The sequence below is a fragment of the Halomonas sp. FeN2 genome (genome assembly GCF_020595105.1).
Classification (GTDB): domain Bacteria; phylum Pseudomonadota; class Gammaproteobacteria; order Pseudomonadales; family Halomonadaceae; genus Vreelandella; species Vreelandella neptunia.
In genome coordinates this window covers 3,002,384-3,024,408 of sequence record NZ_CP074200.1, presented here as the reverse complement: position 1 = coordinate 3,024,408, position 22,025 = coordinate 3,002,384, and the positions used below count along the sequence as shown (strand labels likewise).

Below are 22,025 nucleotides of genomic sequence, written 5' to 3'. Positions count from 1 at the left end.
AATTAGACGTCTGTCACACCATAGTAAGGCCAAGCTAAGCGACAGCGCCGGTGACTGCAACCACCGAGCCGTTTTTTTCATGCTACGCATTTCATATTGGCAGGATGATCCATGCACGGACTGTTAAGACGCCTGTTTGCCCCTCGGTGGCAGCACCCTGACCCCGAGGTACGCCGTCAGGCCCTCCAACGACTGAACCCCGAGCAAGCAGAGCAGCGACAAGCGCTGCAGTCGCTCACTCAAGATAGCGACAGCCAGATTCGCCTTGCCGCTCTGTTGGCCCTGGATGACTGCGTAGGCCTGGTCGACGCTTACCCACACCATCAGCAGGATGAAGCCTGGTTCAATGCCATTTGCCAACGGCTCAGCGGGCGTGAAGGACATACCGACCTTCACCAACGCCAAACATTGGTCGAGCAGATAGAAGAGCCACGGGTGCTGAGCGCGGTCGCCCTCCAGGGCGACAACCTTAATCTACGCTTGACCGCCCTGAGCAAGCTGAATGATGAGAATGACCTAATTCATCAAGCTTGCCACAACGGTGTGGCCGCCGTTCGCCATCAGGCCGCCGAGCGCATTGAGGACGAGGAGGGGCTTAAGCGATTATTGAAAGAGGCACGCCGTGACCGCCAGGTGGTTCGTCTGGCACGGGAACGCCTCAACCGCTTGCGCAGCGACGCCCAGTGGCTGGAAGCGGAAGAGCAGCAGCGCGAAACGCTTTTGAATCAGCTAGAACAGCATGCCCGCGCGCCCTGGGAGCCCCTTTACGGTGGCCGTTTTCGCCACCTTGAACGGCAGTGGGAGCAACTGACTCAGCCGCCAAGCGTGGAGCAGGAGCAGCGTTTTCATCAAGCCCTACTCGCTTGCCGCAAGACGCTTCACGACCACGAAACCCAGGAGCAGGCTCGCCAGCAGAGCGACGAGCGCCGTGAAGAAGCCGAAAACACTCGCGAGCAGCTGCTCGAAGGCATCGAAGAAACCCTTGATGGTCTGCGCCACGCCTCAGCCATGACCGTGCAGGATATCGACAGCCTGCGCGCCCAGCGCCAACTGCTAGGCCAACGCTGGCAGGCGCTATCTGATATCCATCCGCCCAGCGAGACTATGCGCCAGCGCTACACGTTGGCGATTCAGCACTACGACCAGTGCTTAGAGGCATGGCAGCGCTGGTGCTCGGTCAGCACCGACATCGAAACCGCACTGACCGGTGGCGACCACGCTACCCTGGCTACATTGATTAGCGAATGCCAATGGCCGGAGGCCCTAACGCCGCCCGCGCTGCTCGGCCGTGCCAAAGCGGCTCTCAACGCTGAAAACACCGCACCCTCGCAGCCGAAGCCGACAGAAGACAACGTCACACTGGAGGCCCATGGCGCGGAACTCGACACCTTTGAGCACTTGTTAGAGCGCGGCGCCTTTAAAAGCGCCAGCCGCCTGCATCAGCGGCTAAAACAACGCATTGAAGCGCTGGAAAGCCCCGCTGCTCAACCGCTCAAAACACGCTTGAAGCACTTAGCTGCCCGGCTTGCAGAATTACGCGACTGGCGGGGGTTTGTCGCAGGTCCAAAGCGCGAACAGCTATGTGAAAGCATCGAAACTCTCGCTAACGACCTCCACATGGAGGAAGAAGCGCTTGACCGCCACCATCGCCAACTGGTCAAAGAGTGGAAAGCGCTGGGCGATGCAGCGGCTAACCGCGAGCAGTCTGCTCGCTTTCGCAACGCCTCGGATCGCATCCACGAGCGCCTCGCCCCCTGGCGAGACCAGCTCAGCGAAGAGCGTGAGACCAACCTTCAAGCCCGCGAAGCGCTATGCGATCAGTTGGAAAGCCTGCTAGCCCAGCCTGCCGAAGACGCCGATCCCGATGTGCTAAGGCAAATCCGCGACAAAGCGCGCCACCAGTGGCGACATTATAGCCCCGTTCCCCGTGAACGCTCCGAGGCCGTTGGCCGGCGCTTTGGTACCATTCGTCATCAGCTACAGGCGCTGATCGATCAGCGTGCTGAAACGATCGCCGCGCAAAAACGGGATCTGATCAGCCAAGTGAGCGCGCTGCGCAGCGACACAAGCCAGCCTCTTGCCCAGCGCATTCACCTGACCAAACAGCTGCAGCAGCAGTGGCGAGCGCTAGGCCGGGCGCCCAAAGGTGAAGAGCAAACGCTGTGGAAAACCTTCCGCCACGAGTGTGATCAACTCTTTGCCCAGCGCGATGCGCATAAAAATGAGCAGGCGGCGCGCCAGCAACAGCAGCTTGATGAGATGCAAACCCTCATCGACGCAATGGATAGCTGGCAGCCTATTGAAGCGAGTGAGTCGGCCACCTTGGAGCGCTTTATCGAACAGGCCAATCAGCTTGAGCCGTTGCCCCGCAATCGGCGCAGCGATGGCATGCAGAAGCGGATGAGCGGCATCGTGCGTGCGCGCAGAGAACGCTTAAACCGTCTGGCGGTTGCCAATACGGTTCAACAGTGGCACTCGATAATGCCGTTAGTGAACGCACACTTGGCTGCTGACCAGCGCTACCTCAGCGAGGGAACCCCAAGCGATGTGGAAGCGCAAACGGTTCTCGGCAGCTCACTCCCTACCGCCTTTAATGAGGCGCATAACGCGCGCAATCAACAGCGCCATAGCGTCGCGGTACCGCTATCAGACGCTGATCGCGCTCGCATCGCCGATTCCCTTGCCAGGCTGAGAGTGCACCTATCGATGCTGGCCGTGGGTAGTGTGCGGCAAAGCGATGAGCCACTGCGCCTGGCGATTCAGGTAGAGCGTTTGAATGAAGGCTTCAACCAAGAGCGCAGCCGTGATCAAGAAGTGATCGACATCTTGATTGCACTATTGGCGCTAGGGCCAATGCCAGCCACGCTATGGGATGCTGAAGTGGAAGAGTTGGATAACCTGCTCAGCCGACTGGCGCGCGTCCCGCTACCTTAGGCATTAGCAAGAAAACGGGAGGCTTATAGCCTCCCGCTTGCCTTCTCTTCTTGGGCTAACCACTAGCCCATGAACTGACCACCGTTGATGTCGATGTTCGCACCGGTGATAAAACCTGACTCCTTATCGGCTAAGAAGGTGACCAATCGGCCAATCTCCTCTGGCGTGCCATAGCGCTTCACTGGGATTGTTTCCCGGATAGCCTCGCGCACTTTTTCAGGAATATTCATGATCATATCGGTGGCGATATAGCCAGGCGATACGGTATTGACGGTAATCCCTTTGGTCGCTGTTTCCTGTGCCAGCGACATGGTCAAGCCATGCATACCGGCTTTCGCCGCCGCGTAGTTGACCTGACCAAACTGACCTTTACGGCCATTGATGGATGAAATATTGATAATCCGGCCATAGCCATTCTCAAGCATCATCTCAATGACGCTACGGCAGGTGTTAAACACGCTATTGAGGTTGGTGTCGAGCACTTCGTACCACTGCTCATAGGTCATTTTCTTCATGGTGCCATCACGGGTAATCCCCGCACAGTTCACCAGCACACTAATGGGGCCATACTTGTCATGGATTTCGCGGGCACCTTCCAGGCAGGCGTTGTGGTCAGCAAGATCGACACCCGACAATTCGATATTGTTATAGCCGTCAGCGTGCTGCGTTTCTAGCCAGGATTTAGCCTTGTCTGGGTTGCGATAACCCGCCACGACTAAATATCCCGCATCTGCCAACGAACGACAAATTGCCGTACCGATACCACCAGTTCCACCAGTTACCCAGGCGACGGGGGCTTGATTGGCCATTGACTACCTCCCTGAAATGACAAATGACTTGAGCCTAAAAACACGTACGCTGCGCCACAAGCCATTGTGAAAAAGCGCGATTGCGCCTGTATTACCCTAGTGCATTATTTGCTTGAGTAATGCACCAACGTAAGCTTTTTGTTATGGCTATTTAAAGCATAGCTGCACTGTCTCCATGTTGCAGCAGGATGCGCGCCACCGCTATACGCCGAACGTGTTAATACCGCTATTGACTTCGCCTAAAACTTCTGTAGAATACGCCACACGTTGATGCGGGGTGGAGCAGTCTGGTAGCTCGTCGGGCTCATAACCCGAAGGTCATCGGTTCAAATCCGGTCCCCGCTACCAATATTTTGAAAGGCAGATCAGTTACTTACTGATCTGCCTTTTTTATTTCTGTTCGTCTGCAAACTTCCTGTGACACATCTGTGACGTATATGTGACACATTCGCTCCGTTGCTTACGTGCGTAATTTATTCTTGCGACCTTCAGTCAACTACTGGCAGTATTAATCAACTCTCATTTTTCTCATGGTTTTTTTGAATTTCTAGCAAATCACCCACCTCACAACTGAAAAGCTTGCATAGCTTATCCAGTGCATCCAGCTCGATTCGCTGAGCGGTTTCTTTATAAAGAAGCGTAACAGTATTGCGGTTAAGACCTGTTTCACGCGCAACATCCACGATCTTCATTTTGTGCTCACCCATCAAGCGCGCGAGATGACAACGAACCATCAAAATCTCCTGTAAATGCTTTTTGTCATCCTGAATGGCAAAAAATGCTTGCAAATGGTATTTTGCTGTCTAAAATGTCATTCAGGATGACATTCTGATACTTGGAATGCCTTTTAGTCACGCAGAATACCACTCCTTCTGGAGGTTTTCGATGGATTCATCTTATACCTATCTCACGACCGAAGAGCTTGCCCAGCGCATCAAGTACGACTGCCGCACTATCCGACAGCAGCTAAAAGACAGCGTCCTTATCGAGGGCACCCACTACATCAAGCCATTTGGCCGACGGAAAATTTTGTTCTTGTGGGAAGCCGTTGAAAAAGAAATGCTGAAAGCCGCTCATGGCAACATTTCGATTCCGATGGCAAATGGAGGCTATAGCCATGGGTAAGGTTCGCCAACGAAAAGAGACGGGTAAGCTCTATCTGGATTTTTTCTACCAAGGCCTGCGGTTACGTGAGCAAACTGCACTGAAAGACACGCCTACTAACAGAAAAAAAGTGGAGCAATTACTGGCAAAGGTAGAAGCAAAGATTTTGCTAGATGATCTCGACTATGCTGAGTTTTTCCCTGGCAGTAAAAATTTGCAGAAGCTGGGGTTAAATAACGCCGCTAAAAACCAAGCTCTTCAACCTGCACAGATCGAGAACACTCAACCGGCTGTGGAGACACCACTCTTCAACGATTTTTCTGATCAGTGGTTCGACGAGAGCAAAATCCAATGGCGTGCCTCTCACGTACGCAATGTGAGTTCGATCTTGGATAGCTCTCTTAAACCAGCGTTTGGGAAAAAACACATCGGAGATATCACCAAGGCGGACATCCTGGCGTTCCGCACCAAACTAGCCAAGCGCAGGGGCCGTGGTGCCACGGGGCTGGTATCGCCTAAAACGATCAACAGCCATATGTCCATTTTGCGTATGGTGCTCGATGAGGCGGCCGAGCGTTTCGACTTTGAGACGCCGTACAAAAACATCAAGCCGTTAAAGCTACAGAAGACGCATATCGAGCCGTTTTCTCTACACGAGGTGCAACGCATCATCGACAATGTACGCCCAGACTATTGCAACTATTACACCGTGCGGTTCTTTACCGGCCTGCGTACTGGTGAAGTCGATGGATTGAAGTGGAAAAACATTGATTTTGCTAAGCGAGAAATCTTAGTACGCGAAACATTGATCAATGGTGAAACGGAATACACCAAGACCGATGGATCGCAACGAGAAATACCCATGTTCGGGCAGGTGTATGACGCCCTCAAAACGCAGTACGCCGCCACTGGGCACATGAGTAAGTACGTGTTCTGCAATCAGATGGGACAGCCGCTTGATCACAATAACGTGACAAAGCGCGTGTGGTACCCCTTACTCAAGTCTCTTGGGCTGACCAAACGCCGTCCTTATCAAACACGCCATACTGCCGCGACACTCTTTTTGGCTTCTGGCGAAAATCCAGAGTGGGTGGCGCGAATGCTGGGCCATAGTTCAACCGAGATGCTGTTCAAGGTTTATTCACGTTACGTCCCCAATGCCACCCGTATGGATGGCTCTGCCTTTGAGCGTTTGTTAGGCAACACCACGCCCACTAAGCCCCAGAAGGAGCAGCATCATGAAACGGCTTGATAACGCCCCTACTCATCTGTCTCGTACCTTCACGGGCACTTATCGCCTTACTGGACGCGTGGTGGAGTTCGACAACGCGAAAACGCCTTTCTTAAAGCTGCGGCTAAGCGATTGTGTGGGGAATCAAATCGCGATGCTCAACTTGAGCAAAACAACAGTACCTGAGCGCATCGGCCATCTGGACTTTGTTACCGCCTCCGGCGTGAAGTGTTTGTCAGGCCAATTCATTCTCGATGAGTTCCGCAGGGCGTCTCGGGATGAAGTGACCTCTATGGATACCCTGCAATCGTTGCCACGGGTGTACTCCCCGATGCCAGAGGTATTCGACAAGTTAATCGCGACCGTACAGTCGCTTCAATCAGACTGCCTTCGAGTGTTTTTGACACGGGTACTGGAACGGAAGGATCGTCTTGAAGCTTTTTTGAATGCGCCCGCCAGCGCCAATTATCACCATGCGTATCCAGGTGGTTTGCTAAAACACTCGCTGGAAGTTGCCAATCACTCAGTGGCTATGCTGCGCCTTAACGAGCCAACCATGCCTCGACTCATGCAGGAAGCCTGTTTCGTGGGAGGACTATTGCACGACATTGGTAAGACATATACTTATGACTCCAAGGGCAAGCCAAATGCCGCCTGGAAACTCTGCAGCCATGACGTGTTTACGCTAGAGGCTTGTGCCTACGGGCTTACATACTTGGATGCACATGAACCCGACATTGCGATGACATTACGCCATGTTTGGACATGTGCTTCGCCAGGCGCTCGCTACGGACAACCCGCAGCAATGACGTTGGCCCGTTATATTCGTGACGCGGATGGGCAAAGCGCGATGGCCGATAACCAACAGCGGGCTTTTCGCCGTCAAACTAACGTGGGATTTGGCCGACTCGGACAAAACCTTTTTTGGCAACCTCAACTACCTGCCGCAGCATCTCATTGATGCCGTCTTCTACTCATCGACTTGAGCCGTCAGCTTTTGGTGTGGCGTTTCTATCAAAGCAAAAGAAAAATTTTATGACCATGCCAAGTGAACGCACGCGCTCGGTCATCCAGACCCGAGAGTTCTTGATCGAGCTAAGCCGTAACACTGACTTTCCAGAAACCATCCGCAGGCAAGCAAAGCAGCTATTAAGGCATTACCCGTCACAGATAGAGATGCTAGACGCTGGCCAACTGGAAGAGCACCTTACTGATGGGACTATATTCCAGCCTATTTTTAGCTCTGTTATTGAGGGACTCTAAAGTGTAGCACTACTCAAGCAGGGGGTGACGTCGCAAGCTGCAAGTTAATCAATTAAGGCCACTAACGAACACTTTACGCTAGTACAAAGTACGCCTCTAGCACTCAAGAGAACACTAGGGGCTAATCCGTTACAGGGCCTTCACTAACTCGCCGTAATCTCCTCCCACACGCAAGACAATGGTCACGTCGTTGTCATTACGGTTGCGGAAGAACCAGCCATGATTGCCGGTGAAAGCAGCTTCAAGCTCACCTTCATCCTCGGGCACGCCACGGCCTTTCTCATAGCTAATGGAGCTCCCATTGCCATCACCGTGCGTGTCAAAGTTGACGGGGCCACCTTCGGAGACCCAGGCAAAGGTAGCAACTGCCCCTTCTTGCATGGTGAGTTTGTACTCCGTGCCTTCCCCTGGCGTCAGGGTAAAGCTCACCTCATCACTCCATGGAGACGCTTCTTCCGCTTGCGCCATCTGGGAAGCGGCTTCCTCGGAAGCCAATGCTTCCGCCAGCGCCACGCTGGCGTCGGTCATCACCCTTTCAGAATCGGCCGGTGAAGGTGCGACTGGATCACTTGCTGAGGGAGAATTGGCTGTTTGGGGAGCGATCTCTGTCTTGGGCGTCGCAGTCTGAGCATCAGCACCGTTTACCGTTGCAGGCTGACTATCACTGACGATCTCTTGAGATGCAGTGGGTTGAGACGCCTGCTGGGCACTGGCTTGATCGTTGGCCTGGTCAAGCTCGGCTTCCTCAGCCAGCTGGGTTTTGATTTCTCCCATCTCAGTCAGCCCCAACATGCGCCCAGCGCCGGTGGGGTCAATGACATACTCAGCAGGGCAGCACGACGGTGATCAGCAAAGCGACGGCAATAACGGCGGCCATCAACGTAGAGCGAAGTAACTTACCCGTTGACGGCAGTTCGGCACGGGTTGGAAGATCAGTGTTATACATCGGGGACTCCCCTTAATTAAGCAATGAAATAGCCGGTCAGTTGATAACCCACCAGCATAAAACCAGCACACATCATGGCGACGTTGGCGGTATACGCGTGGCGTAAGAAGCCAGTAGTACGTCGCCAGAAGCCCATCACAATGAGAATGGCGCTCAATGCCAGTAGCTGGCCGATCTCTACGCCTACGTTGAATGCCAGGAGGTTAGGGACGAGACCATCGGGCGAGATATCGTATTCAATGATCTTGCTCGACAGGCCAAAGCCATGAAACAGACCAAAAACCAACGTGGCTACCTTAGTGTTGGGCTGAAAGCCGAACCAACGCTGATACGCACCGATGTTATCGAGCGCCTTATAAACAACGGAGAGTCCGATGATGGCGTCGATCAGATAGCTATTGATGCCGATATTGAAGTACACCCCTAACAGCATGGTTGCCGAGTGACCGATGGCAAAGAGGCTGACGTAAATGGCGATATGCTGCATTCGGTAGAGGAAAAAGATGATCCCTAACAAAAACAGGATGTGGTCATACCCCGTCACCATGTGCTTGGCACCGAGATACATAAACGAGAGCAGATGAACGCCATAGATCTCCTGGATATAGCCCTTGTCACCTTCAGCCACCGCGTGAGCAAGCGCCTCGCCACTGGCGCCCAGTAGCATTAACAGCAGGGTTAGAAAGGCTAAGGCGTGGCGTCGGTTCATCATAGGCAAGCCGAGCACACCCCTTACTTGGGATGGAAACATGCAACCTCTACGGGTCTGTCGTTAGTCTTGGCCATCCGATGGATGGCCCCAGTCATCAAGCGACGACTGGCCGTGGAGGCCGCTCCAAGCGGTAGACTCGACGCAGGGGAAAAGCGCGTCGTTCGCCTAGCCGCAGGGCATGACGGACGTTGAGTGCGATGGCAATGCTCGCCCCCAACCGGTCCGCTTGTTCGTGGAAGTGACTGCCGCTCTCATGAGGGAGTTGGCGACCGTCTTCATGCATGTGGCCATGGGTATGCCCATGGCCATTCTGCACACTCTCATGGTGAGATGACTCAACGCCAACCATGCTCATTGCGCCATGTGCACTCGCTTCGCCCACACTGGTAAGAAGTAGGCTAGGCAAAAACAGCAATAGCAGGGTCAGATAGCGAAGACGGTGGCGCAGCCGATTGGGCATTTAAAGCGCCCAGGACAAAAATTGACGGTAAAAATGTAAATAACAGTTTGCTTACGCTGTAGCGCCGCGTAGCGGCAATAGATTAACATCCCCTCCAGGGGGATAGGAATAAAATAAGGGAAAGAAATGACAATACATACACACCAGTCACATCCCGATATCATCAAGCGCTTAAACCGGGCTCGGGGGCACCTTTCGAGCGTGACGCAGATGATAGAGGGTGGTCGCCACTGTCTGGAAATTGCCCAGCAGCTTCATGCGGTTGAGAAAGCTATTCAACAGGCCAAACGTGCCTTGGTTTTAGATCATATCGATCACTGTCTAGAGAATGCCTTGGGCTCTCAGGATCAAACGCAGCGGGCGCGGGCTGAAGAGTTCAAGGCCATTGCCCGCTACCTGTAAATACATCCAAGCCCCCCCTCACTTGCTTGAGGAACGCTCTATGCTCGATGTACTCGCCCATCGCGTCTATCGCCATCTCTTTTTCGCTCAGGTCATTGCAATGATTGGCACCGGTCTGACCACCGTTGCCCTAGCGTTACTGGTTCATGATTTTACTGAGGGGCAGGCGGGTGTCGTACTAGGCACAGCGCTGGCGATTAAGATGGTCGCCTACGTGGGCATTGCTCCACTGGTGGTGCTTACGCCTCACGCCTACCTCGACACACGTTGTTGGTTAGCCTCGACTTGCTGCGAGCATCCGTGGTTTGCGCACTGCCTTTCGTTACAGAAGTGTGGCAAATCTATGTGCTGATCTTTCTACTCAATGCTTGCTCAGCAGGCTTCACACCCGTTTTCCAGGCGACAATACCGGACATCCTAGAAAACGAGGAGCAATACACGCGAGCATTATCCCTGTCACGCCTTGCCTACGACTTAGAGAACCTTCTTAGCCCGATGGTGGCAGCAGCATCGCTGATGGTGATGAGTTTTGATGTCCTGTTTGTACTCAACGCCCTGGCGTTCATGATCTCTGCCTCCCTGGTTATATCGGTGATGTTGCCTGAGTCACTATCACTAGAAGAAATTTCCGGCGTTTAGCGTCGCGTTTCTCACGGCATACGGATTTATCTTAAAACACCTCGTCTGCGGGGTCTGTTGGCGTTGAACTTTGCGGTCTCAGCCGCCGGAGCGATGCAGATCGTCAATACGGTAGTGCTTGTTCGCTCTATGTTGGGGCTTGGCGAGAAAGAAGTAGCTTTGGCATTTGCGGCTGCAGGCGGGGGCTCCATGCTGGTGGCCTTACTGCTACCCAAGGTACTGGATCGATTGCCTGAACGACCAGTCATGATGCTTGGTGGCATTATCATGGCGTTCGGTCTCTACTTGAGGCACATCGTTTGCGGGACTTGTCGGGCTATGGTTGCTACTGGGTGCAGGCGCTTCGATGGTCATGCCCCCTGCAGGGCGCTTGCTCAAGCGTTCTTGCCAGCCTGAGGATCGCCCAGTGCTATTTGCTGCCCAATTCTCATTGTCCCACTGTTGCTGGTTGATCACCTATCTGTTGGCAGGCTGGCTGGGGGTAAAACTGGGGCTGACGGGAACGTTCGCTTTGCACGGGACAGTAGCTTTAACGGCGACAGGGCTTGCGATGCTTGCTTGGCCTCGTCGAGATACAAGAGAGATTGCGCACGAGCACTCGCCTATACGTCATAGCCATCTTCGCTATCACGATGAACACCATCAACACGAGCATGAAGGGTGGGAGGGGCCGGAACCTCATAGCCATTCCCACCATCATCTCAAAAATGTGCATCGGCACATATTTGTCATTGATAACCACTATATACGATGGCCTTCGTGACACATTAAGGCTGACAAATTAATAGATGCCTATTAGGTTAAATCACCACGAGTAATGCCTACTTTACTGCATTCATCACAGAAGCTTCGCAGGGAACATTTTCCTTCTTAGGCTTAGTGTGCTTGAACGTATGGGCCTCTCTGGACAGTGACCAGCTAATTTTTGAATGAAATATGCTCAATCATCGTGTCAATTTAAGGTTTAGAAGGACGGCATCATAGCTGAGTGAGACGGAACGCCTAATCTGGAAAATGCACCTTACGAAAAGCACAAGTTGAAATGAGTCTCCCCATCTTATTAGCAGGGGGCTGCCTTCCCCAACCTGCATGTCAGCGCTCAATGGGCTTTTTGTGTGAATGTCATGATCGTTGAGATGACGTCAAAACCAGTTCTTCATAAATGCCCTCGATAGCCTTCTCTTCGGGGCTGTGACGCTGTGGCTCCTGTTCCGGGTTAGGATGTAGGAGGGTTATAAGCCCGCTGGAGAATGACAGGACGTCGCTGAGCTGCTCGTAATCGACGTTTACGTTATCGACATTGTATTGGTTGAGGCGTGTCACGGTCTCTGAGAGTGCCGCCATACTATGCTCTTCTTCTCCAAGCGATGGAAATGCCTGTACCAGCGGCTGTCCGTTGTCCCAACCGATTTTAATAGGTTGGTTGATGATATTGACCTGGGTGCCCGCCGGTATGCGGTCAAAAATTGATTCAATATCGTCAGGCAACATGCGTATACAGCCACGGCTTGCACGCATGCCAATGCCATCGGGCTGGTTGGTACCGTGAATCAAATAGCCATCGAAGCCTAAGATAATGGCGTGGTCTCCCAGCGGGTTATCGGGGCCGGGCGGGACAACACTTGGCGCGGTTTCGCCGCGTGCTTCAGCTTCACGTTTTACCGACTCAGGCGGGTACCATGCGGGGTTTTTAATGTTCATGGTGGTCTCGGTCACACCGAGAGGGGTATCAAACCCTTCGCGACCGATGCCGATAGGATAGGTCTCAACGCGCGGTGTCTCACCGTTTTTGACATCTGGGTAGTAGTAAAGCCGCAGCTCGGCGATATTGATGACGACCCCAGTACGCTCGACATTCGGCAGGATGAAACGTCCTGGAATAGTTACTTCCGTGCCCACCCCTGGGACCCAGATGCTGACCTCTGGATTTGCACGGGTCATCTCCAAATAGCCAAGGTTGTGACGCTTGGCAATATCTATCAAGGTATCGTCGTAATCCTTCACGATGAAGGTGTCAGCCTCTCCGATAATATTGCCTTCTTCAGGTAGCGGGTAATGCCCCTTGGGCCATTCCGTCTCCTGGGTAGTGGAAGGTTGTGCCGCCATGGCGACAGGGAGCCATGCCAGAGACGAAACCATCACACTCATTATGAAGCCCATCTGCATTGGCCATGGGAGGAGTCTCTTAAGTATTGCTGCGTTATTTACAGAGAGCATCGCTAGGTTCCTTTTTCATCTAATGCGTCGTTTTTTGATCGAGATAAGTTGAGTTGTAATCCGAGCAGCGTCAGCAAGGCAGCGAGTATCCAAGCGGGGCCACTACCGGTGCGTGTGAAAGGAGTTAGGCCCTGCATCGGGGTCACCTCGCCAGTTAAACTGGCCTGTTCAAACTGTGGGGCACGGGCTGTGACGTGACCTTGTGAATCGATGATGGCCGTCACGCCATTACTGGTAGCTCGAAGTAGGTGACGACCATTTTCTAAGGCACGTAGACGCGCCATTTGAAGATGTTGGTGTGGGCCAATGGAACGCCCAAACCACGTATCGTTGGAAACCGTGAATAGCAGCTCGGCATTACGCGCCTGTTGGGCGACATGGTCGGCGAAAATGATCTCGTAACAGATGGCAGTGCCAATGGTGGTTCCAGCCACGTGTAACGGAGCCTGTCCGTCTGACCCTGGGGTCAGGCGGGGTGCTGGCAAGTCGAAAAAAGCAAGGGTGTCAGCGAGGAGGCTTTGGAATGGCAAATACTCGCCAAAGGGTACTAAGTGCGCTTTCTGGTATTCGCCCTGCACATCATTTAGCCCTATGACGCTGTTATAAGAGCGCCCTTCACTGTCGCGTTGCAAAATGCCGGTCAACAAGGCGGTGTTAGGCCCCAGGTCGGACGCTACTTGCTCCAGTATTCGCTGTGCTTCCTGCTCAAGCATGGGAAGGGCTGCCTCGGGCCAAACGATGAGATCAATGTCCCTTGCTTGCTCTTGTGTCATTGTTGTGTAGATATTGACCGCCTCGCGCTGCCCTTGGGCAGTCCACTTAATGCGCTGATCAAGATTCCCTTGCAGCAATGCCACCCGGATGGGCTTGCCAGCAGGGGTTGTCCATTGGGCGGGCAATAGGAATGGAACGATCCACAAGGCGGCGATTGGGACGAGGAAAACCCAGCGGCGACGCAGTACCTCTACCCCTAACGTACCTGTCAGCGCGGTCATGAGTGACAGCAAGTACACACCACCAACGGGCGCCCATGGGGCTAATGGAGAATCTATCTGAGAGGTGCCTAACAATAACCAGGGAAAGCCGGTGAGCAACCAGGTGCGTAGCCATTCGCTCATCACCCACATACCGGCAAAGCTAAGAAAGGCGAACCGTGGCCCCGCGATGCGTCGATAGAGCCCAAAGGGGATTGCAAAGAAGAGCGCCAGAGCGCTGACAAAAAGAGTGGTGAGGAGCATCGCCACCAAGGCCCCGGTGCCACCGAAATCGTGAATAGCAACGAAGACCCATGATGTGCCAGAACCGAACAGGCCTACCCCATAGCACCACCCACGCAGGGTGGCCATGGCGGGCGTTAGCGACTGTATCTTCCAATAGACCAGTGCCACGGCCACTAGACCAAGCCACCATAGAGAAAAGGGGGCGGCACTCAAGGTGGTCAATACCCCAGCGGCTAGCGCTACAACGCAATCGACTATTGGTGAGGGTCGCCCAGCAAAAAGCGTATATTTTTTTTCTTGATCGACCGAATCCATACCGTTACTCAGCGCGCTTAAAAGCAGGACTTTCACGCCATAACGCCACTGCGAACATCAATACACCTGCAAACAGCGCGATATCGGCCATGTTAAAGGCGGGCCAATGCCATTCGCCCCAGTAAACATCCAGGTAGTCGACGACGTACCCACGCGCTAAGCGATCAACGGTATTACCGAGTGCGCCGCCAAGAATCAGACTGTACGCACAGGCTTCCAAGCGCGGCTTGGGTTTGCATAGCTGCACGAGCAATACGACGACCACCACCAACGCTAAACCAAGAAAGAGGTAGCGCTGCCAACCACCTGCCTCCGCGAGAAAGCTGAAAGCGGCCCCTGTATTACCGGTGTAAACCCAGTTAAAAAACGGTGTTAGCGGAATGACTTGGCCAAACGACATCTGGGCATGCACGATTTCTTTGACCAGTTGATCGGCTAGAGCCAACACGCAAGCAAATGTGAACCATGGCCAACGTCGTGAAGGGCTGTCGTGTTGCGCTGTTCTCATGACGTTGTTTTTCCTTGTGACAGGCCTGTCAATGCGGTACTGGGCGAAAAGCGATAACCCAGCAGTCGCATGGCGTTCAACGTCACCAGGACGGTAGCACCGGTATCGGCCATCACCGCAATCCACATACCGGTAATACCCAGCGCTGTGGTGACCAGGAAAATGGCTTTTAAGCCAAGGGCGAGAACAACGTTGGTTTTCACATTGCGTAGCGTGGCACGAGAGAGGTCTATCAGCTCAGCGATGCCGGTAACGCGGTTCTTGAGCAAGGCTGCATCGGCGGTTTCCAACGCCACATCCGTGCCGCCACCCATCGCGATACCCACATCGGCTGCCGCGAGTGCCGGTGCATCGTTGATGCCATCGCCTACTTTACCGATGGGGCCACGACCTGTCGCTTGCCAGTCTCGAACATACGCTGCCTTGTCTTCAGGCATTAGTTCGCCGTACGCTTCAATGCCTAAGCGACCCCCAGTGGCAGCGACGGTGCGGGCATTATCACCGCTGAGCATGACCGCCTGTACGCCTAAACGGGATAGCGCCGCTAGGCCTTCAAGGGCATCTTCGCGTGGCTCATCGCGAACAGCGATCAAGCCCAACAAACGCTCGCCTTCGACGAGGAGAGCGAGGCTCTTACCGGCTTCTTCTAACGCGATAATCCGAGCACTGAGACTTTCCTCCAGGATGACTTTCTCGTGAAGGTGACGAGGCGTCATTAAGCTCAGCTCGCGACCCTCCACCTGGCCTGAGACACCGCGCCCCGCCAGAGCGCGGCTGCCGGTGGCGGTGGGGAGGTTTAGGCCCGATTGTCGGGCATGCTCAACGATAGCCGTGGCGATAGGGTGACTGGAATCTCGCTCTATCGCAGCGGCGAGCCGCAATACGCTGTTATCGTCTTCCTCAGCGATCCAAGACTCCACATCTGTGACTCTTGGGGTACCCGCAGTGAGGGTGCCCGTTTTATCTAATGCCACCAAGCGAAGCTTACCTAACTGTTCAAGAACGGCTCCCCCTTTGATCAGTAGGCCGCGCCGAGCGCCCGCCGAGAGGCCTGCGGCGATGGCGGCTGGGGTGGAAATGACTAATGCGCAGGGGCATGCGATTAACAGCAATGCTAACGCACGGTAAATCGACTCCGACCATGCCATGGTCGATACCAGCGGTGGCACTATCGCCATCAGGAGGGCGAGTAAGACGACGGCGGGCATATAGTAATACGCAAAACGATCAATAAAGCGTGCTATCGGTGCCTTGGCGGCCTGTGCTTCTTCAACCAGGCGAATAACGCGTGCGATCGTATTGTCATCAGCGCCTCGTGTTACCTCCACCTCCAGGGCGGCATCAAGATTCACTGTGCCAGCAAAAATGTCATCACCAGGCGCTCGCGAACGGGGTATGGACTCGCCGTTTACCGGCGACTCGTCAATGTCGGAGGTGCCCACCAGGATGCGTCCATCGCAGGGAACGCGATCACCGGGCCGCACCAGCACACGCTGGCCGGGTTTAAGTGACTCCGCCGAGACGTCACGCAGATGGCCATTGTCCATCAGCCTCGCCGTTGAGGGTGTTAAATTTGCCAAGGCTGAGATACTGCGGCGCGCCCGTGAAGCAGCTACCCCTTCGAGTAGCTCACCTACGGCGAACAAGAACACGACCATCGCAGCTTCAGCGGCAGCATTGATGGCCAATGCGCCAAGCGCAGCGATGCACATCAGCATCTCGATGGTAAAGGGGTTGCGCATCTTGAGGGCGCCCCAGGCACTCTGCGCAATGGGCATTAAGCCGACCAGCGTGGCCAGAATGAAAGGCACATTGCCCAGCGCAGGCCATGCTAAACGAAGCGCGAAGGCCACTATCAGCAGATTTCCTGTGATAATGACCAAGCGCCCTTTAGCGGTTTGCCACCAAGGGGATGCAGAGCCAGATGCGTGTGTTTGGTCATCATGGGAAGCCACTTGATAGCCTAGTTCGTTCAGGATGCCCTCAATGGTCTTCCGCGAGGGGGCCCCGTGATCGTGGTGATGAATCTTCACCGATCCCGTGATCGAGCTTGCCGTGACTTCCTCAATGCCGTCCAGCCGCTCTAGCGCCGACACGACCTTGCGCTCACAACCGCCGCAGTCCATGCCTTCAACACGCAGCGTCAAAAAGGTAGGCGCTGTCGCCTGCGTTGATGTTTTCATGGTGCCTCTTCTCCCAATGGGCTATGGTTTCGCAGTGTAAACCTTGTAGCAACTATAGCTTCAAGCCCTGCGTAAGGAGTTTTACCATGTCGATGATGGGGCAAAGTATCAGCATTGGTGAGTTAGCACGACGAGCCGACTGCAAACCAGAAACGGTTCGCTATTACGAGCGTATTGGGCTGTTGCGCGATGCGACACGAACCGGTGGGGGGCAGCGCCGCTATGGAGACGACGCTGTGCGGCGCTTGACCTTTATTCGTCATGCCCGCGACTTTGGCTTTTCGGTAGAGTCAGTGCGAGAGCTTTTGGCCATGTCAGATCAACCTGATATGCCTTGCCAAGAAGTTGATGCCATCGCCACACATCACCTAAAGAAAGTGGAGTCCCGCCTTCAGCGACTGTCCGCACTGCGTGAGGAGCTTCAACGGATGGTCACGCAGTGTGCCGGTGGCAAAGTGGGAAGCTGCCGAATCATTGAGGTCATCAGTGATCATCAGCTCTGTATCACTGAAAAATCGCACAGAGGGGCTCACGACTTGGGTTAGAACTAACGCTACGCCCCACGCCCAATGGTTAGCCCAGAGAAACATCCAAAAACAGCATGAGTACCAATCCGATGGAAAGGCCCAGCGTGGCCTTTTTTTGTGCCCGCTCCGATGAGTTCCGGGAATAATCTCATGACTGATCACATACAGCATCGCTCCCGCCGCAAAGGCCAATCCCCAGGGAAGCAACGCTTGTGACATGCTGACGACCCCAGCGCCTAATAAGCCACCCAATGGCTCAACAAGCCCCGTAAGGGTGGCAATCGTCCATGACCGCCAACGTGAATAGCCCACGCTTGGCATTCTTGCACATCAACCCATTCGGCGGGACTGACCTGGGGGGAAAGTGAATATTTCTGTCCACGATTAGGTGCACCGTAAACAGGGGCTGCTTCGTGGGTCAGCACGACAGGGGCTTTATTGGAGAGCTGTACATTAGCCTTGTGACACAACCCCTTCCAAGCCTGCCGATACCAGAACGAACAGGACAAAGCCGCCTATGAAGGCCAGCGGCGAGACGTGGGTATCTTCTCCGCTCTCATGAGCCTCGGATATCATGTCCTCGATGGCAGCGACCGTGAGAAGGCCTGCCGTGAACGTCAATGCCGCTAGCTTGAACGCTTCCGGTAGGTCCCTGAGCACGAAATAAGCGAAGATGGCTGCCGAGAGTACGGGAACCGCCAAGGAGGCAGAGATCAGCAAGCGCTTGCTGCGGGGAATTCCTTTGTCTTTCATGTTGGCGATCATCGCGAACCCCTCAGGGCCATCCGCGAGCACCTGCCCCGCCGCCAGTATTATCGCGACCGACGGTGAGACCGCCGACCCCGCCCCGATCAGGAGGCCATCGCTGAACAGGTCGATGGACACGGCGATATAGATCATCCAGACACTCGTCTGACTGCCTTCTTTCTGCTGACCTTGCCGCTTCTGGAGACTCTCAACGAGCTTCTCAAGGCCTACGTAAACAATGCCACCCAGCGCGAAAGCGAGGGCGATTAGCCAGGCTGAAAGGCTCTCCAGCACACGTGGCATGATTTCCACCGCCACCACCGCAATGACGAGGCCGGCAGCACCGTGAAGGGCGTAATTGAGACGGCGCCCTGTCGTTCGGGAGGCCTCCGCAGCAAGCCCGCCACTGAAGTTTCCCAACGCGGGCAACAGCGCCAAGCCGAGTACCAGCCAAATACTATCCATCATCTTCCTTCCTTGGTAGATTCCTAGATACGCTGCCTTACTAGTTCCGGACCTCACGCTACTCGTAGTCGTTCAGGCCTAGCGCACTTATACAGCCACTTCGATTAAGTGTCCCAGGCATCGATAGCTGCATACCGTGCAGCCTTATGCCTTGAGCGCTAGGATGCGCCGGGCGCCGTTGAGGACGATTAGGCCCACGATGGTACCGATAATCAGGTCAGGGTAGCTAGACCCCGTCCAGGCGACCAAGGCACCGGCGGTGATGACGCCCATATTGATCAACACATCATTGGCCGAGAATATCCAGCTTGCCTTCATATGCGCGCCGCCCTCGCGGTGCTTGTATATCAACAGCAGACAACCGGTATTGGCGATCAACGCGACGAAGGCGATGGCCATCATCATCAGTGATTCAGGCTCACTACCGAATACAAAACGTCGCAACACTTCGACGAGCACGCCGATAGCCAAAATCAGTTGCAGTACCCCAGCCAGATGCGCGGCACGTATCTGCATCTTCGCACTGTGCCCTACGGCATAGAGGGCCAGGCCATAGACAGCTGCATCGGCAAACATGTCCAAGGAATCAGCGATCAAGCCGGTAGACTGGGCGATCAGGCCAGCAGTCATTTCCACCACGAACATGAGCGCATTGATGCCGAGCAACACGCGCAGGGTGCCAGACTCCTGCGTCGCAGAAGCCGCCGAGCTCTCAGCGGCCCTAATTGTCTCTGGGTCGGCAATGACAGTTTCCTGAAGAGAAGCACCTAGCCCCAAGGTTGCCAGTTTCGCGGTAATGGGCTCAGCCTCACCATCATGCAAGACCTCCAACCGGCGGTTCGACAAGTCAAATGACAGCGTTTGAATCTCATCAAAGCCATTCAGCGCCAAGCGGATCATCCGTTCTTCTGAAGGACAATCCATCTTCGGCACGGCATACACACTGACATACTTCCCTGACGCTTCGGAGAAGACCGGCATATCGGTATCCGTTGCAGACGTTGCGTCGCAGCCACATGGGCCTCCACCGGTTTTACGCACGGTACGGCTCCAGTTAGCCAACATAGTTTGTCATCATTTAAAACTATATAGTTACTATAAGGTCAATAGGACAGATGATCCGTTAAGGAGTAAGCCTGATGCGCATTGGTCAGTTAGCCCAGATAGCGGGTATCGACACGCAGACGATCCGCTTCTATGAAAAACAGGGCCTGTTGCCGCTGCCAGACCGCCAGCAGAATGGTTACCGCATTTATAACGAGAAGCATGGTGAGCGGCTTGCCTTTATCCGTCACTGTCGAATCCTTGATCTGTCACTGACAGAGATTCGCGAGCTACAACGCTATCAGGACGACCCTCACCAGCCGTGTACTGCCGTCAACGCAATGCTTGATGAGCACATCTCTCATGTGCAATCGCAGATAACCGCTCTGCAAACGCTTGAGAAACATCTCGTTTCACTGCGAGCATGTTGCAATGATGATCGAGAAATTGAAGCGTGTGGCGTTCTTGCCGGAATTAGCGAAGGAAATATGTACTCACAGTAGGCTCAAGCATCAACCAGATATTCCGATGAGAGGTCGGTTTGCCTCACTCTCATGCAACGGTGACACCCACCATTTAATCCACTTATCTAAATTTTATTGCTCGTTAAGTGAAATCAGATCGTAAATAGAAGCCGTACCGATAGCTTGTTCTAAGCGATCTCTTGCCTCGTAAAGTGACGCTTGATATTCACTTTGAGTCGACTGTTCGCCCAACATGATGCGTTGACCTTGATCAAGGGGGTCAACAGGCTGGTTATTGACTCTCACTTCGTAATGTAGGTTGGGCCCCGTGGCGACCCCGGACGAACCTACCTCTCCGAGCGGCTCCCCAGCGTTGACTAAATTCCCAACCACTAACTGTGGGGAAAATCGGCTAAGGTGTGTGTAGCGACTAACTGCCCCTGTATCGTGCTCCACCTCGATCACCTGCCCATATCCTCCTTGGCGACCCATAAAGGATACGCGCCCAGGTGCGGTGGCAATGACCGGCGTTCCTGTCGGCGCAGCCAAGTCAATCCCATTATGAGGACGCATCCCTCCATACACAGGATGTCGCCGATTTCCAAAGCGAGACGTTAAGCGAGCACTAAGAACGGGCAACCGCAACGTGCCTAGCAGGGTGTCGCTTTTGAAAAGAGCAACGTCCCCCTTTGGAGTGACCGGCCATATAACCTCTAAGGGCTCTGTCTGGTCAGGCAGAGCGGCATAACTGAGGCGTGGTGGCCCAACTCGGGTGCCGTCCTGGCGTCGATCTTCCTCCCACACTAATTGAATACGCTCTTTGCCTGAGAACTCCAATGGTGCTGCGATAAACTCGCTGAGCAGTGTTTCCAGTTTAGTGGCGAAACGCGTTGGTACACCTTCTGCTGCCAAGGCCTCGTAGAGGGTGGTATCAATGACGACATCACGCCCAAAGGTTAGGGTATCAACGCTATCGAGCGGTAATGTGCCTTCTTGCTCGCTAGCCGCCTGTAACCTGACAGGGCTAAGTTCAGACGGCGGCAATAACAGATGCGTTTGCCAATTGGCTTCGGCTAGCAAGGGGTAAAAGCCCATCAAGCCTAGTAACCACCAGCGCTGCATCACTGGCCATCCTCTTCCCCAGAGATCTCCGCTACTTCACTCTCAACGGCATCAATCAGCTCTTGCATACCAAAGGGATCTAAAGGCTCGCCATTGACAAAAAAGGTGGGTGTTTGGCGAATCTGATTGGCTCTGACATCCTCCATGTCTTGGTCAATCACCGCCTGCACCTCAGCAGAAGTCAGTTGCTCTTCAGCAGTCGCTAAATCAAGGCCCCCTTGGCTCGCGATATCGAGGATAGCGGATTCATCAAAACTGCCATGTGAGGCCCATTGATCCTGGCGAGCCAGCAGCCTCTCCAGTACCGGTTCAAAGACGCCCTGACGACGAGCGACTTCTAATACCCGAATGGCCTTATCAGATACGTCGCCGTGGAAAGGAGTGTAGCGCACGATGAGCCGCACTTTTTCTGGGTAGGTTTCCAGAATACTTTTTGTCAGGGGATAGAAAGCACGGCAGGCTTCGCAAGCCGGATCGAAGAATTCCACAATCGTTACCGGCGCGTCTTCTCGCCCCAAGATGGGGGAGTGTGAACGCACCAAGGAGTCCTCAGCCTGGACACCGCTCTCCTTTGCTGCCTGAGCTTGCATATCTAAGAGGGCAGGTTTTGATACGGCGACGATTGCAGCGGTTAGCATTAACGTACCGGCTAATATAAAAGACGCTTTTTTGAACATGTTTCTCTCTCTGTCTCAACGATGGGGTGGAAAAGT

22 protein-coding genes, 1 tRNA gene and 2 pseudogenes are annotated in these 22,025 nt (G+C 54.2%); 10 read left to right on the top strand and 15 right to left on the bottom strand.

What is annotated here, in order from left to right:
• Positions 1–111: 111 nt before the first annotated feature.
• On the top strand, positions 112–2,934 hold the full coding sequence (locus tag KF947_RS14005; protein ID WP_227404222.1) for a DUF349 domain-containing protein: 2,823 nt from the start codon (positions 112–114) through the stop codon (positions 2,932–2,934).
• Between the two features lie 62 nt (positions 2,935–2,996).
• Here the strand turns inward: KF947_RS14005 and phbB are convergent, their stop codons facing one another.
• A complete protein-coding gene (gene phbB / locus KF947_RS14000; protein ID WP_035576493.1) occupies positions 2,997–3,743 on the bottom strand; it encodes an acetoacetyl-CoA reductase in 747 nt (248 codons plus the stop codon).
• Positions 3,744–4,014: 271 nt separating this feature from the next.
• Here phbB and KF947_RS13995 point away from each other — a divergent pair.
• Positions 4,015–4,091: transfer RNA gene (locus KF947_RS13995), tRNA-Met, on the top strand.
• A 164-nt stretch (positions 4,092–4,255) separates the two neighbouring features.
• Here KF947_RS13995 and KF947_RS13990 read toward each other — a convergent pair.
• Positions 4,256–4,477, bottom strand: a complete 222-nt coding sequence (locus tag KF947_RS13990; protein WP_159340904.1) for a helix-turn-helix domain-containing protein — start codon at positions 4,475–4,477, stop codon at positions 4,256–4,258.
• Positions 4,478–4,628: 151 nt separating this feature from the next.
• On the opposite strand from KF947_RS13990, the gene KF947_RS13985 reads away from it, so the two are divergent.
• From KF947_RS13985 to KF947_RS13970, 4 genes are all read left to right on the top strand, one after another.
• On the top strand, positions 4,629–4,868 hold the full coding sequence (locus tag KF947_RS13985; RefSeq protein ID WP_008958743.1) for a hypothetical protein: 240 nt from the start codon (positions 4,629–4,631) through the stop codon (positions 4,866–4,868).
• On the top strand, positions 4,861–6,099 hold the full coding sequence (locus KF947_RS13980) for a tyrosine-type recombinase/integrase (RefSeq protein WP_227404221.1): 1,239 nt from the start codon (positions 4,861–4,863) through the stop codon (positions 6,097–6,099). The genes KF947_RS13985 and KF947_RS13980 overlap by 8 nt, the downstream gene beginning before the upstream one ends.
• Entirely contained in the window at positions 6,086–7,039 is a 954-nt protein-coding gene (locus KF947_RS13975) for a TraI domain-containing protein (RefSeq protein ID WP_227404220.1), read from the top strand. The genes KF947_RS13980 and KF947_RS13975 overlap by 14 nt, the downstream gene beginning before the upstream one ends.
• 74 nt (positions 7,040–7,113) lie before the next feature.
• The gene (locus tag KF947_RS13970; RefSeq protein WP_227404219.1) at positions 7,114–7,341 is read left to right on the top strand and encodes a BPSL0761 family protein; all 228 of its coding nucleotides are present in this window, start codon (positions 7,114–7,116) and stop codon (positions 7,339–7,341) included.
• Positions 7,342–7,470: 129 nt separating this feature from the next.
• Here the strand turns inward: KF947_RS13970 and KF947_RS13965 are convergent, their stop codons facing one another.
• The 4 genes from KF947_RS13965 to KF947_RS13955 all read right to left on the bottom strand — a co-directional run bounded on the left by KF947_RS13965 (position 7,471) and on the right by KF947_RS13955 (position 9,459).
• On the bottom strand, positions 7,471–8,133 hold the full coding sequence (locus tag KF947_RS13965) for a hypothetical protein (RefSeq protein WP_227404218.1): 663 nt from the start codon (positions 8,131–8,133) through the stop codon (positions 7,471–7,473).
• A gap of 31 nt (positions 8,134–8,164) precedes the next feature.
• Positions 8,165–8,287 carry a hypothetical protein gene (locus KF947_RS22135; protein ID WP_264478602.1) on the bottom strand — a complete coding sequence of 41 codons (123 nt, stop codon included), beginning with the start codon at positions 8,285–8,287 and terminating at the stop codon, positions 8,165–8,167.
• Positions 8,288–8,303: 16 nt separating this feature from the next.
• Positions 8,304–8,999 (bottom strand): HupE/UreJ family protein, encoded by a 696-nt coding sequence (locus tag KF947_RS13960; RefSeq protein WP_159343692.1) that lies wholly within the window; start codon positions 8,997–8,999, stop codon positions 8,304–8,306.
• Positions 9,000–9,093: 94 nt separating this feature from the next.
• Entirely contained in the window at positions 9,094–9,459 is a 366-nt protein-coding gene (locus tag KF947_RS13955; RefSeq protein ID WP_159340888.1) for a hypothetical protein, read from the bottom strand.
• 126 nt (positions 9,460–9,585) lie between these two features.
• On the opposite strand from KF947_RS13955, the gene KF947_RS13950 reads away from it, so the two are divergent.
• Positions 9,586–9,861 carry a metal-sensing transcriptional repressor gene (locus KF947_RS13950; protein ID WP_159340886.1) on the top strand — a complete coding sequence of 92 codons (276 nt, stop codon included), beginning with the start codon at positions 9,586–9,588 and terminating at the stop codon, positions 9,859–9,861.
• Between the two features lie 40 nt (positions 9,862–9,901).
• Positions 9,902–11,263 (top strand): annotated as a pseudogene (locus tag KF947_RS13945) (MFS transporter).
• 359 nt (positions 11,264–11,622) lie between these two features.
• Here the strand turns inward: KF947_RS13945 and KF947_RS13940 are convergent.
• From KF947_RS13940 to KF947_RS13925, 4 genes are read right to left on the bottom strand one after another with little or no spacing between them, the layout of a single operon-like run.
• Positions 11,623–12,666, bottom strand: a complete 1,044-nt coding sequence (locus tag KF947_RS13940; RefSeq protein WP_227404217.1) for a L,D-transpeptidase family protein — start codon at positions 12,664–12,666, stop codon at positions 11,623–11,625.
• 53 nt (positions 12,667–12,719) lie between these two features.
• A complete protein-coding gene (gene lnt, locus KF947_RS13935) occupies positions 12,720–14,252 on the bottom strand; it encodes an apolipoprotein N-acyltransferase (RefSeq protein WP_159343690.1) in 1,533 nt (510 codons plus the stop codon).
• A 4-nt stretch (positions 14,253–14,256) separates the two neighbouring features.
• On the bottom strand, positions 14,257–14,760 hold the full coding sequence (gene lspA, locus KF947_RS13930) for a signal peptidase II (RefSeq protein WP_159340881.1): 504 nt from the start codon (positions 14,758–14,760) through the stop codon (positions 14,257–14,259).
• Complete coding sequence (locus KF947_RS13925; protein WP_227404216.1) at positions 14,757–16,943, bottom strand: heavy metal translocating P-type ATPase; 2,187 nt, start codon at positions 16,941–16,943, stop codon at positions 14,757–14,759. Before KF947_RS13925 ends, lspA begins: the two co-directional genes overlap by 4 nt.
• An 86-nt stretch (positions 16,944–17,029) precedes the next feature.
• On the opposite strand from KF947_RS13925, the gene KF947_RS13920 reads away from it, so the two are divergent.
• On the top strand, positions 17,030–17,488 hold the full coding sequence (locus tag KF947_RS13920) for a MerR family transcriptional regulator (protein ID WP_227404215.1): 459 nt from the start codon (positions 17,030–17,032) through the stop codon (positions 17,486–17,488).
• 28 nt (positions 17,489–17,516) lie between these two features.
• Here the strand turns inward: KF947_RS13920 and KF947_RS22185 are convergent.
• The 3 genes and pseudogenes from KF947_RS22185 to KF947_RS13905 all read right to left on the bottom strand — a co-directional run.
• Positions 17,517–17,779 (bottom strand): annotated as a pseudogene (locus KF947_RS22185) (ZIP family metal transporter); the annotation flags it as partial.
• A gap of 144 nt (positions 17,780–17,923) precedes the next feature.
• Positions 17,924–18,739: a ZIP family metal transporter gene (locus KF947_RS13910; RefSeq protein WP_227404214.1), complete on the bottom strand. Its 816-nt coding sequence runs from the start codon at positions 18,737–18,739 to the stop codon at positions 17,924–17,926.
• A gap of 87 nt (positions 18,740–18,826) precedes the next feature.
• Positions 18,827–19,723, bottom strand: coding sequence for a cation transporter (locus tag KF947_RS13905; protein ID WP_159343689.1), 897 nt, complete (start codon positions 19,721–19,723; stop codon positions 18,827–18,829).
• A gap of 98 nt (positions 19,724–19,821) precedes the next feature.
• Between KF947_RS13905 and cadR the strand changes: the two genes are divergently transcribed.
• Positions 19,822–20,229 (top strand): Cd(II)/Pb(II)-responsive transcriptional regulator, encoded by a 408-nt coding sequence (gene cadR, locus KF947_RS13900; RefSeq protein ID WP_101146561.1) that lies wholly within the window; start codon positions 19,822–19,824, stop codon positions 20,227–20,229.
• 93 nt (positions 20,230–20,322) lie between these two features.
• Here cadR and KF947_RS13895 read toward each other — a convergent pair whose 3' ends face one another.
• Positions 20,323–21,312: a M23 family metallopeptidase gene (locus KF947_RS13895; RefSeq protein ID WP_227404213.1), complete on the bottom strand. Its 990-nt coding sequence runs from the start codon at positions 21,310–21,312 to the stop codon at positions 20,323–20,325.
• Positions 21,312–21,989 (bottom strand): thioredoxin domain-containing protein, encoded by a 678-nt coding sequence (locus KF947_RS13890; RefSeq protein ID WP_159340875.1) that lies wholly within the window; start codon positions 21,987–21,989, stop codon positions 21,312–21,314. The genes KF947_RS13895 and KF947_RS13890 overlap by 1 nt, the downstream gene beginning before the upstream one ends.
• Positions 21,990–22,025 lie beyond the last annotated feature (36 nt).